Here is a 12123-nt window from a genome sequence, read left to right on the forward strand (position 1 = left end):
GACGATGTGCCGGAGCGCCCGGACATTGCTATGGCCGGTTATTGCAGCATCAGCTGGTTCCACTTTTCCTCATAGGCGACAGAGTATTTGTCGGCTTCGCCTTCGTTGAGGATCAGCATGTCCTTGATGTTGTCCGCCGACATGACGAGGATCTTCTTGGTCTCGGCGTCGGCGCCTGATGTCGCGGTGCTGAGCACGGGCCCATAGGTCTTGAGGGCCAGCAGCTTTGCCTGCTGCGGTTCGGCGAGCGCGAAGTTGATGGCTTCATGCGCCAGTTCGGCATTGGGCGATCCCTTGGGGATGACCCACCAATTGGCCCAGGCGATGCCGTCCTTGTAGGTGAAGCCGACGGGCGCGCCTTCGGCTTCCGCCGCCAGCACGCGACCACTCCAGGCCGAGGACAGCGCCAGCTCGCCCGAAGACAGCAGTTGCGGCGGTTGCGCACCGGTGCCCCACCAGACCGAGACATGCGGCTTCAGCTCCTTGATCTTGGCCATGGCCATGTCGGCCTTCTCGGTCGTGTAGGGAAACACTTCCGACGGCTTCAGGCCGGATGCCAGAAGGGCTGCTTCGTAATTGTAGTAGAAGAAGCGGTAGAGGCCGCGTGGCCCGGGGAAGCGTTTCACATCCCAGAAGTCGGCCCAGGACTGCGGGCCGGCATCGGGAAACGCCGTCTTCGACCAGGCGATCACGGTGGCGCCCGTCGAGGTGGCGATGCCGTTCGGCGCGATCCAGCCTTTTTCAAGTGCCGCTGCATTGGGGATCTTCGACACGTCGATCGGCTCGAGGAACCCTTCATTGCCGCCTTGCCAGACGGTGCGGCCGCCGACGTCGACGAGGTCCCACTCGACGGCCTTGGCTTGAACCATGGCCTTGATCTTGGCCGTCTCGGTCGGTGATGTGTTGATCACCTCGATGCCCTTGAGCTGGCCGAAAGGATCGATGAACGCCGCCTTTTCGGCATTCGACAGGGCGCCGCCCCAGGAGGTGAAGGTGAAGGGCCGGCCGGCAGCATTGGCCAGTCGCGGAAGACCCGTCGCGCCGGCCAGCAAGCCGCCCGCTGCCGTCAGAAGGAAAGTACGCCTATGCATCAGCTTTCTCCGTTTTGGTGGGTTTGGGTGGGGAATGAGGGACGGCGCGGACATTGCCCGGTTTCCACGACACATGGACCTTGGCGCCGGCCTGCAATGTCCGGTCGGTGATCTGCCGGGCGGCGAGCGTCTGGCCGCTCTCCAGCCTCAGGGTGAGCTGGGTGAGTTCGCCGAGATAGATCACCTCGACGATCTCGGCGACGACGCCGTCGCCGCCCTGGCCAAGTTCGACATGTTCCGGCCGGATCAGCAGCCGCGCCGGTTCGCCGGGCGCTGTGCCGGGTGCCGCGTCGACGGCAATCGTCCTGCTGAAGGCCTCGACATCGACCGAGGCCTGGCCGCCGGATGTCGAGAGAACGCGCACCGGCAACAGATTGGACTCGCCGATGAAGCCGGCTACGAAGGCGTTGACGGGGCGATCATAGAGATCATCGACCGTTCCCAGCTGCTGGATGCGGCCGCTGTCCATCACCGCGATACGGTCGGACAGCACCAGCGCCTCCTCCTGGTCGTGGGTGACATAGATGGTGGTGCGGCCAAGGCGCTGGTGAAGCCGGCGCAGTTCAAGCTGCACCGAGCGGCGAAGCTGCTTGTCGAGCGCGCCGAGCGGCTCGTCCATCAGCAACACGTCGGGTTCGATGACCAGCGCGCGGGCCAAAGCCACGCGCTGCTGCTGTCCGCCCGACAATTGCTGGATCGGCCGGTCGGCGAAGCCGTCGAGCCGCATCAGCGCCAGGATCTCGTCGACCTTTCGGGCAATGTCGGGCTTCGATAGCCGGCGTACGGTCAGGCCATAAGCGACGTTCTCGCCGACGCTCATGTGCGGAAACAGCGCGTAGTTCTGGAACACCATGCCGATGTTGCGGTGGCGGGCGGGCGTGTGCGTCACGTCGCGATCGCCGATGCGGATTTCGCCTGCCGTCGGTTCGATATAGCCGGCGGTCAAATTGAGCAGCGTGGTCTTGCCCGAACCCGAGGGGCCAAGCAGCGTCAGGAACTCGCCGGCATTCACGTCGAGGTTGGTGGGCTCGAGTGCCTTGAAGCTTCCATAGTTCTTCGACAGGCCGGCAAGCCGCAGCGGCAGTCCTGATTGGGTCCCCGGTTTGATCATCGTGTATGGCCTCCGGCTTTGCTGCTGGCAATCTGCGCCAGGGCGAACAGCACGATCGCAAGCGCGATCATCACGGTCGCGGCGACGGCAATGACCGGGGTGAATTCCAGCCGGATCGATTCCCAGATCTTCACCGGCAGGGTTTTCGAGGAATAGCCGGCCATGAACACGGCGACGATCACCTCGTCGAACGAGGTGATGAAGGAGAAGATGGCGCCGCCGACAATGCCGGGCACGATGTTGGGCAAGGTGACGGTGCGAAAGATCGTCCATGGTCCGGCGCCGAGGCCGGCGGCCGCCTTCAGCCAGTTGCCGTCGACGGCCCGCAAGGCGATGCCGACATTGATGACCACGAAAGGCAGCGCCAGCAGCGCATGGCCAAGGCTCATCCCGAGGATGGTGCCGCTCAGGCCGACATCAAGCGCACTACGGTAGAGTGCCACGGCGGTGACGATGACCGGCACGATCATCGGCGCCAGGAACAGCCCGGTGACGAGCGTGCGCAGGCGGCCATCGATGCGGCGCAGGCCGATTGCCGCCAGCGTTCCGATGACCACGGCGATCACCGTCGCCAGCGTCGCGACCTCGACGCTGTTGAACAGGGAGCTGCGCCACTCCGGATCGGCGAGGAAACGCTCGTACCAGATGTCGGACCAGGCGCGCGGCGGCAAATAGATGAAGCTCGCCTTGTTGAAGGAGGCGGGAACCACGGCAAGGATCGGCAGCACCAGGAATGCCAGGACCAGGCTGGCGCCGGCGTTGGCGGCCATGCGCAGGAAAAGCGGCAGCCTGTTCATCGGGCGAAGAACCCCTTCTCCATCGGCAGCAGCCTTGCGGTCAGCGCCATCAGCACGAGCACGATCGCCAGCAGCGCCATCGAGCCGGCCGCGGCGAGCGACCAGGCCAGGCGGTCGTTGACGAAGCTCGCGATCAGCATGGAAAGTGTGATCGCATTCGAGCCGCCAAGCAGGGCGGGCGTGATGAAGAAGCCGAGCGACAGCAGGAAGACGAAGGTCGCGCCGCCGGCAAGGCCGGGCAGGCAGAGCGGAAAATAGATGCGGCGGAAGGTGTCGAGCAGGCCGGCGCCGAGCCCGTCGCTGGCGAGCAGCAGCCGGCGGTCGATGCGGATCATGGCGCCGTAAAGCGGCAGGATCATGTAGGGCAGGAGGATGTGGATCATGCCGATGAGCACACCGACATTGTTGAAGAGAAGCGCCAGCGGCTCATCGGTGAGACCCGTGCTCATCAACAGCCGGTTGATCGGCCCGTTGCGCTCGAGCAGCATCATCCAGGCAAAGGTCCGCACCAGAACCGATATCCAGAAGGGAAACAGCACGCCATAGAGCGCCACCGCGAACCACACGCCCTTGAGCCGCGACAGCACATAGGCGACCGGCCAGGCCAGCAATGCGCAAAGTGCCGTGACGACGACGGCGACGACAAAGGTGTTCCACATCACCTGGCGATAGACGGCGCTTTCGGCCAGGATGCCGAAGGTGGCGAACGGGCCGGTGGGATCGGTGAAGGCCAGCGAGAAAAGCCGCGCCAGCGGCACCACGAACAGCAGCGCCAGTACGACCAGGGCCGGGCCAAGCAGGCATGCGGTTTCGAGATGCCGGCGCGACATCAAGGCCGGCACTCCTTTCGATTCCCGTGGCGCGCTGGCATGGGTCAGGCGACCTCGCTGAAGACGCCAAAACCGCGCTTGCGGATCTGGCCGGCGACGATCACACGCTGGATTTCCGACGTGCCTTCCCAGATGCGGTCGACGCGGATGTCGCGGTAGAGCCGCTCGACCGGGTTCTCGCGCATGTAGCCGCGCCCGCCCAGGACCTGCAGCGCCTTGTCGATGACGCGGCCGGCAGTCTCCGAACAGTAGAGTTTCAGCGCGCTGGCATGGGCATGCACGCGCTTGCGGTCCAGCCCCTGATCGATCTCCCAGGCGACGCGGTAAAGCATCGACTTGGCGGCGAAGATGTCGACGGCCATGTCGGCCAGCATGAACTCGACGCCCTGGAAGTCGCGGATCGGGCGGTCGAACTGGTGGCGGGTCGTGGCGTAGTCATTGGCGATTTCGGCGGCCCGCGTCGCCGCACCCACGGCATGCGAGGCGATCTGCAGGCGGGCCTCGACGAACCAGTCCTTGGTCAGCTCGAGACCCTGTCCGATGCCGCCGAGCATCCTGTCCTCACCAACCGGTGTATCCTCGAAGCGAAGCTCGGCGTGGTCGAAGGCGAAATTATGCATGAACTTCGGCGAGCGCAGATGCACCATGTTGTTAGCCGGCTTGTCGACAAGGAACAGCGTCGGCTTGTCGGGGGTATCATCGACATGGGCGTGGACGATGATGAAGTCCGAAGCGTTGTAGGAGGTGACGAACCATTTTTCGCCGGTCAGATGCCACATGCCGTTCTTCAGCACGGCGCGGGTCTTCACCCGGCGCGGGTCTGAACCGGCCTCTGGCTCGGTGATGGCGAAGGCGCCGCGCCGGTAGCCGTTGATCGAGGGGAGCAGATAGTCCTGCTTCTGCGCCGACGTGCCGAACTTCAGGCTGACCGGTGGGCGCCACACGCAACTCCACAGGCCGTTGGTGACGCGGCCGAGCTGTTCCTCGATCGCCGTCTGCTCGACCATCGACAGGCCAAGCCCGCCATTCTCTTTGCTGTGGTTGATGCCGGCCAGGCCCCAGTCGCGCACTGCCTGGCGGACTGCCTCGCGGCGTTCCATCGGCAGTTCGCCATGCTCGTCGGTGATCTGCTCCAGCGGCAGCAGGACCTGGTCGCAGAAGTCGCGGCCCTTCCTGGAGAGTTCCTTTTCGCGTGGGCTGAGGTCGAAATTCATGGAAGTCCTCGATTGCGGATTATCGTGATGAGCGGTTGGCATTCCGGCCAACCACAAGTGCGTCGACGGCGACGCAGCCCCGGTCCGAAACCAGCAGCGGGTTGACGTCCATCTCGTCGACGAGATCGCCGAGATCGGCAGCCAGCATCGAGAAACGGGCAAGTGCTGCGTAGAGCGCCGGTTTGTCGGCGGGCGGCATGCCGCGCGCGCCATCAAGCAAGGGGCTGGCCTTCAGCCTGCCGATCAAGGCTTGCGCCTGTTCGAAGCTCAGCGGCGGCAAGGCGACGGCGCGGTCCCTGAGGATCTCGATCCAGATGCCGCCCGAGGCGACGACAAGATAGGGTCCGAACTGTTCGTCACGGATCAGGCCGAAGGCGATCTCGACGCCCTTGTGCGCCATGGCGGCGACGAGCACCTGGGGGCCGAGCCGTGCCGACATGTCCGAGTAGGTCCGTTTCAGCGCGGCCTCGTCGGCGAGCCCGAGCACCACGCCGCCCTGGTCGGATTTGTGCTGGATGCCGGCCGCGGTCTTCAGGGCGACGGGAAAGCCGATGTCGCGCGCGGCTTGGAGAACCTCGGCCGATGTGTTGGCCTTGATCGAATGGGGCGTGGCGATGCCGTAGTCGGCCAGCAGCGCCAGCGCCTCGCTTTCGTCGAAGGGCAGGGCCTGCTGGAGGCGGGCCCGCCAGCGCTCGCGGATGCCCCTGGCCACGGCAGGCGGGTAGGCATGCTGGAGGGAGCGCCGGTCGCGAAAGGCCAGCAGATTGCGGATGGCATGCAGCCCCTCGTCGGTGCCGTCGATGACCGGCACACCGGCCTCGGTGGTCGCCAGCGCCAGAGCGCGGTGGTTCACCGTGGCGTAGTTGCTGACCACGGCAACCGGCTTGCCGGTCTTGGCGTGCGAGCGGATCACCGCGCGGGCAAAACCTTCGGCGATGTAGGAGCCGTCGCGTATGTCCTGGAACAGAACGCCGATGGCGGTGTCGGGATCAGCAAGCATGGCGTCCATGCAGGCTTCGACATGCGTCTCGAAATCGGAACCCGAACCCCAGACGTCGAGCGGGTTGGCCGGCTGCAGGCCGCTGTCGAGATGAAGCCGCAGCTCCTCTTTGGTCTTCTCGGAAATGACGGCGAATGGCACGCCCGCCCTGGCCGCGAGATCGGCGACCATTTCGCGCTCGCCGCCGGAATCATGCAGGCTGGCAAGGCCGCCGCTCGCGGCCGGCCGCCCGGCGGAGAACAGCAGCAGGTTGGCGGCCAGCTGGTCCAGCGTATCGACGCTGACGACGCCCCATCTCGCGAACAAGGCCTCATAGGTCGCATCGTCGCCGGCAATCGCGCCGCTGTGGCTGGCGGCGAAGCTCGCGCTCAGTTCCGTGCGCCCGACTTTCAGGACAACGACGGGGATGCCGAGGCTATCAGCCTTTTCGAGACAACGAGCAAAGTCGCGCGGCTTGCGGGCCGTCTCCAGGAACAGACCGACGACCTTTGTCGCGGGCTGGTCGAGCGCCCAATCGACATAGTCGGCGGCCGTCGTCGTCAGTTCGCGGCCGCTGGAAACACACAGCGAGAATTTCAGCCGCTGGTCATTGTAGGCGAGCGCGCTGAAAGCCGAGCCCGATTGGGTGATCAGCGCCACACCGCCGGGTTTCATGGGAAGATCTGCCGCAAAGCCGGAGACGCGCAGGCCGATGCCGGGGTTGCAGAAGCCCATGCCGTTGCCGCCGCAAATGACCATGCCGGCATCCTCGGCGATCCCTGTCAGCCGGTCGGCAAGGCCGTCATTGGCGGCGCCGGTCAGGTCGCAACTGGCGAAGATGGTAACGGCCTTGGCGCCGTGGTGGGCTGCATCGAGCAGGCTTTTTTCCAGCTGATCGTTGGCGACGCCAAGGACCACATGCTCGACCCTTTCGGGCAAGCTCGCCAGATCGGGAAAGCAGGGCACGCCTTCCACCGAATCGTATTTCGGATTGATGGCGTAGAGCCGGCCGCGATAGCCATCCATAGCCGCGGCACGCACCATCGTGTTGCCCGGCGTGTCGGGGCGGATCGACGCGCCGACAAAGGCAATCGATGCCGGCCGCAGCAGCGGATCGAGGCGATGCACGGCTTCTGTCATGCCGTCAACGGCGGCAATGGCTCCAATCAACAATCTGCTCCCTCGGCTCGTTCCCAAAGCCTTGTCTGTCCTGCTGCCCGGTGTTCTTGGTTTTGCGGTTCAGCGGATGGGGTGACTATAAGACCCGGAATCGATCGCGCACGGTCCGAAATAGTCACGAGCCGATGACTACAGGTTATGCCCCCAAGGGATGCTCGCTTTGACCGGCGGCTCAGCTCGCCAGGACTTCCCGTTTCAACACGGCCATTTCGTTGAGCAGCCAGTCCCGCACCAGGATCGCCGGCTTGCGCAGTGGGCGCCTGGCCGTTGCCACCAGGTAATAGTGGTCACCGGTGCGCAACTCATGCCGGCCACCCTTGACCAGGCCCTTCTGCAGCAATTCGTGCGCCACAACATGCCACCAGCCGAGCGCCATGCCGCGTCCCTTGATCGCCGACTGGATGACCAGCGTATAGTCGGAGAAAGTCAGACTGCGGCTGCCTGCCGGCTGCGGGTAGTCGAACTGCGCGAGGTAGCGCTGCCAGGGGATGCGGATCGAGCCGGAAAGATGCGCAAGCGTGTGCCGGCCGAGATCGGCGCAATCGTCGAGGCTGCCATGTTCGGCCAGGTAGGCAGGGCTGCAGACCGGCAGCACGACCTCCTCCATCAGCTCCCAGCTCTGTTGTTCGGCGTTTGGCGGCTGGTTGTAGCGGATGGCGAGATCGACATCCTCGACCGGTCCGCTCGGCTCGCCGCGCACCAGCTGGAAGCGCAGGTCGATGCCCGGAAAGCTCGCCTGGAAGCGGTCGAAGCGCGGCATGAACCAGTGCATGGCAAAGGCCGAAGAGAGCGACAGCGTGACGGTTCCCGCTTCGCCCTGCCGCGCGCGAATATCGTCCAGCGCGATCTCGATCTGCTGGAAGCCGCTGCCGACCGCGCCATAGAGCATGCGGCCTTCATCGGTCAGCTCGATGCCGGTTGGCGAGCGGATGAAAAGCTTGACGTCGAGATGGCTTTCCAGCCGCGCGATCATGCGGCTCACCGCCGACTGGGTGACGTTGAATTCCCGCGCCGCGACGGTGAAATTGAGATGGCGCGCCGCGGCCTCGAACATGAAGATCGCGTTGGGCGAGGGAAGCAGTTTGCGCAGTGTCATGGAAGCCGGACACCTTCGCGGGCCAAAGAGGTTTGAGATTACCGTTGACTGATCAATCAGTCTACGGAATTATATCGGTACCATCATCATCAAGCGGGCCGCTACGGTTCCAGATAAGGTCATGATGTCGCCGATTGCGGATGGTACGGGATCGGTGGACAGCCAGCCACACAAATCCGGGCGCAAGCCGATGCAACGCCTCCTTGTGAATGCCCCCGTCGGCATGGCGGTCCTCGATGCCCGGGCCGATGGCTGGGCGACGCTCGCTGCTGCCTTGCCGCAGGACGTTGCGCGGCGTGTGCCGGCCCTGCAGGCGATCGCCGGCGTCGTCGGGGTTGTGCAACACAGCGCGGAAGGCCGCCCGGTCGCGGTCATGGTTGGCCAGCGCCGCCCGGCCGCGGCGATGATGCGCATCGTGCTGTTCTGGACCGCGCCGAGCTTTTTCCCGGCCGACACCACCCGTGTCCTGGAGACGCTGGAGAAGGAAGCCTTCAGCCGAGGCGTCCTGTGCCTGCGGGCTGGCGAGGACATCGCTGGCCTTGTCGACGAGCGGTCATGGCAAGGCCGGAACGGCTTTCGCGAGCACTGGATCGGCGGTCGGCCGGGCCGGCGTCCGGAGGCTGTTGCGCCACTCTATCCGCAGAGCGCAGGATTCACCTGCGGTCCCTCCACGCTTGTCATGGCCATGGCCGGTCTCGATACGTCGGCGCAGCCCGATCGCGTCCTCGAGATCGAGCTGTGGCGGGAAGCCACCACCATCATCGGCCCGACCGGCCCGGGCGGTTGTGACCCCTATGGTCTCGCGCTGGCGGCGCACAGGCGCGGGCTGCGGGTCGAAGTCTTCATGAGCAGCGAACAGCCGATCTTTCTCGACCGCGCGAGCACGGAGGAGCGTCGCGGCCTGATGGAATTCGTCCAGACCGGCTTCAAGCGCGAGGCCGGGATGGCGGGCATTCCCCTGCAGCATCGCGCCTTCGCGATCGACGAACTGCGACAAGCGCTGGATCGCGGGCTCCTGGCGCTGGTGCTGATCGATCAAGCGCCGATGATGGGCTACACCTGCCCGCACTGGGTCCTGGTGCATGGCCATGGCGATGGGGTCTATTTCATCAACGATCCGTGGATCGAGCCGGACAGGCTCGAACTGCCGGCTGACGTGTTCGATCTTCCCGTCGCCGCACCGATGCTGGACCGCATGGCCTGGTATGGAACGCCGGCCTATCGCGCCGCTGTGCTGATCGGCGCGGGAAAGTGGTCATGCTAGGCTAGGGCGTGGGCGCCTCCGACTGCTCTAACCGCAATTTGACGCAATTCCGGACGGACGCCGTTTCTCACGTCTCCTGGGAATTGCCCTAGGCACCCAGCGGATAGGGCATGTAGCCGACAAAGCCGGCGATCTTCCAGCTTCCGGCGATCTTCCGGCAGAAATACAGCGTCTGCCATTTCAGCCTGTCGACGCTTCCGTCGGCCTTGGCGACCGTTCCGTCGAATTTCTTGTGCAGCACGGCGCGGTCGCCGTCGACATCGATGTCGCGCAGATTGGTGACGCGAAACAGCGCCTCGCGCAGCGGCTCGGCGAATTTCGTTGCCGCCGTCTCCTTGGCCTGGCGCAGCCATTCGTCGCGATAGACCTCGAGCCTCGGAAACTGCAGCCGCCAGGCGTCGGCATTGCTGAGGAAATGCGCGTGCATGCCGAAGAAGCTTTCGGCCGCGAAATCATTCTCGACCATCGACCAGTCCTGGCCGATGAAAGCGTCGATGTCGCGCCGCACCAGCATCTCCCAAAGCGCGTGGCGGTCGCCGTCGCCGGCGGGAAACGGGTTCTTGTCGAAGGTCATTCTTTTCTCTCCTGCCCGGCACTATGCTGGCCGCACGGCCGGCTTCGTTGTCTGCGATGACGTCGGTTGTCACGCAAGATGCTGAGGCTCTTGTAATAAAGCAACATTATTCTCGAAAAATGTTGCTTTCCAACAAAGCCTCTATGAGGATCATGCTCACAGGCCTAGAGGATCGCACTGTCTAGCCAATTCAAGAGGAGGATACCCTTGCCCAAGCAATGCTTCGGAACATCCCATGTGCCGCTGTCACCCGCTGTCCGTGCCGGCGACACGGTCTATGTCTCGGGCCAGGTGCCGGTCGGCGGCGACGGCATTGTGGTCAAGGGCGGCATAACCGAGCAGACCGAACAGGTGCTGGCCAATGTGAAGGCCGCATTGGCGCTTGCCGGCTGTACGATGGATGACGTGGTCAAGACCACGGTGTGGCTCGAGGACGCGCGCGATTTCGGCGCCTTCAACGCTGTCTATGCCAGGCATTTTCCCAAGAACCCGCCGGCACGCACGACGGTCGAGTCGCGGCTGATGATCGACATCAAGATCGAAGTCGAAGCCGTCGCCTACCGTCCTCTCTGACACGACGAAGCATAGGTGGGAGGCTCGCGTGCACATTGATCTGCTGCTCAAGGGTGGACGCCTGATCGATCCGGCGTCCGGCGTCGACGCTCAGCGCGATGTCGCCATCGCAAATGGCCGGATCGCCGCTGTGGGTGCCGATATCCCGGCCGAGCGCGCGGGGCGCGTCATCGATGCCTCAGGCTGCATCGTCGCGCCTGGCCTCGTCGACCTGCACAGCCACGTCTACTGGGGCGGCACGTCGCTCGGCGTCGATGCCGACCGCCTCGCGGCCAAGAGCGGCACCACCACCTTCATCGACGCGGGAAGTGCGGGTGCGGGCAATTTCCTCGGCTTTCGCCGCCATGTCATGGAGCGGTCGAAGGTCCGCATCCTCGCCTATGTCAACATTTCCTTTGCCGGCATCTTCGGCTTCTCGCAGACCGTGTCGGTCGGCGAATGCAGCGATCTGAGGCTATGCGAACCGCGCGAGGTGGTGGCGGCGGCGCGTGAACATGCCGAGGTGGTGGTCGGCGTCAAGGTCCGCTCCGGCAAGCATGCCGGCGGCACCAGCGGCATCGCGCCGGTCGATCTCGCATTGGAGGCTGCCGACCAGGCAGGCCTGCCGCTGATGGCGCATATCGACGAGCCGCCGCCCGGCCGCTCGGAAGTGCTGCCGCGCCTGCGCAAGGGCGACATCCTCACCCACTGCTTCCGCCCCTTCCCCAACGCGCCAGTCTTTGCCTCCGGCGCCGTACGGCCCGACATGCGGCTGGCACGGGAGCGCGGCGTCATCTTCGACCTCGGCCACGGCATGGGTTCGTTCGACTTCGAAGTCGCCCGGGCGATGTTGAAGGATGGGCTGGCGCCAGACGTCATCAGCAGCGACGTGCATCTCTACTGCGTCGATGGGCCGGCCTTCGATATATTGGTCTGTATGTCGAAACTCTTGGCGCTCGGCATGCCGCTGGTCGAGGTGCTGCGCGCGGCCACGCAGCGGCCTGCGGAAGCGATCGCGCGGCTGGAGCTCGGCGTGCTCAAGGTCGGCGGCGTGGCCGACGTCGCGCTGCTGCGCATGCGCTCCGGCCGCTTCACCTTCGTCGACGCGGTTGGGGCGTCGATGGTTGCCGAGCAGAGGCTTGTCTCGGAAGGGATCGTCATCGGCGGCACATGGTGGCCGAACGAGGCGGTGAACGATGTCAGCGAGACCGAGCGGTTTGAGCCGCATGCGCAGCACACGCATGTCGAGGTTGCTGCCCGGCATTTCGGGCATCGACACGAGTGAGAGCTGATCTCCCCCCTCGAGGGGGAGATGGCCGGCAGGCCAGAGGGGGTCGGTTCGACCGGGCTCGACCTCCTTGCGGCAGATCAAGGTTGGCGCTTCACGCGCGGCGACCCCCTCTGTCGCCTTCGGCGACATCTCCCCCTCAAGGGGG

11 protein-coding genes are annotated in these 12123 nt (G+C 65.0%); 3 read left to right on the forward strand and 8 right to left on the reverse strand.

Annotated elements, in window-relative coordinates; genetic code table 11:
- Positions 1-38: 38 nt before the first annotated feature.
- The 7 genes from ABVQ20_RS23970 to ABVQ20_RS24000 form a co-directional block, all read right to left on the reverse strand.
- On the reverse strand, positions 39-1091 hold the full coding sequence (locus tag ABVQ20_RS23970) for an ABC transporter substrate-binding protein (RefSeq protein WP_354461946.1): 1053 nt from the start codon (positions 1089-1091) through the stop codon (positions 39-41).
- Positions 1084-2202 (reverse strand): ABC transporter ATP-binding protein, encoded by a 1119-nt coding sequence (locus ABVQ20_RS23975; RefSeq protein ID WP_354461947.1) that lies wholly within the window; start codon positions 2200-2202, stop codon positions 1084-1086. Before ABVQ20_RS23975 ends, ABVQ20_RS23970 begins: the two co-directional genes overlap by 8 nt.
- Entirely contained in the window at positions 2199-2999 is an 801-nt protein-coding gene (locus ABVQ20_RS23980; RefSeq protein WP_354461948.1) for an ABC transporter permease, read from the reverse strand. Before ABVQ20_RS23980 ends, ABVQ20_RS23975 begins: the two co-directional genes overlap by 4 nt.
- A complete protein-coding gene (locus tag ABVQ20_RS23985; protein ID WP_354461949.1) occupies positions 2996-3829 on the reverse strand; it encodes an ABC transporter permease in 834 nt (277 codons plus the stop codon). The genes ABVQ20_RS23980 and ABVQ20_RS23985 overlap by 4 nt, the downstream gene beginning before the upstream one ends.
- 44 nt (positions 3830-3873) lie before the next feature.
- Positions 3874-5043 (reverse strand): acyl-CoA dehydrogenase family protein, encoded by a 1170-nt coding sequence (locus tag ABVQ20_RS23990; RefSeq protein ID WP_354461950.1) that lies wholly within the window; start codon positions 5041-5043, stop codon positions 3874-3876.
- Between the two features lie 19 nt (positions 5044-5062).
- Complete coding sequence (locus ABVQ20_RS23995; RefSeq protein WP_354461951.1) at positions 5063-7192, reverse strand: acetate--CoA ligase family protein; 2130 nt, start codon at positions 7190-7192, stop codon at positions 5063-5065.
- Positions 7193-7373: 181 nt separating this feature from the next.
- Positions 7374-8297, reverse strand: a complete 924-nt coding sequence (locus ABVQ20_RS24000) for a LysR substrate-binding domain-containing protein (protein ID WP_354461952.1) — start codon at positions 8295-8297, stop codon at positions 7374-7376.
- A gap of 190 nt (positions 8298-8487) precedes the next feature.
- Here ABVQ20_RS24000 and ABVQ20_RS24005 point away from each other — a divergent pair, with 190 nt between their 5' ends.
- Entirely contained in the window at positions 8488-9561 is a 1074-nt protein-coding gene (locus tag ABVQ20_RS24005; protein ID WP_354461953.1) for a peptidase C39 family protein, read from the forward strand.
- An 88-nt stretch (positions 9562-9649) separates the two neighbouring features.
- Here the strand turns inward: ABVQ20_RS24005 and ABVQ20_RS24010 are convergent, their stop codons facing one another.
- On the reverse strand, positions 9650-10135 hold the full coding sequence (locus tag ABVQ20_RS24010) for a hypothetical protein (RefSeq protein ID WP_354461954.1): 486 nt from the start codon (positions 10133-10135) through the stop codon (positions 9650-9652).
- A 207-nt stretch (positions 10136-10342) separates the two neighbouring features.
- On the opposite strand from ABVQ20_RS24010, the gene ABVQ20_RS24015 reads away from it, so the two are divergent.
- Together ABVQ20_RS24015 and ABVQ20_RS24020 are read left to right on the forward strand one after the other, a co-directional pair.
- A complete protein-coding gene (locus tag ABVQ20_RS24015; protein WP_354461955.1) occupies positions 10343-10708 on the forward strand; it encodes a RidA family protein in 366 nt (121 codons plus the stop codon).
- A 28-nt stretch (positions 10709-10736) separates the two neighbouring features.
- Positions 10737-11972: an amidohydrolase/deacetylase family metallohydrolase gene (locus ABVQ20_RS24020; RefSeq protein ID WP_354461956.1), complete on the forward strand. Its 1236-nt coding sequence runs from the start codon at positions 10737-10739 to the stop codon at positions 11970-11972.
- Positions 11973-12123 lie beyond the last annotated feature (151 nt).

It is taken from the genome of Mesorhizobium shangrilense (assembly GCF_040537815.1).
In the GTDB taxonomy this organism is placed as follows: Bacteria; Pseudomonadota; Alphaproteobacteria; order Rhizobiales; family Rhizobiaceae; genus Mesorhizobium; species Mesorhizobium shangrilense.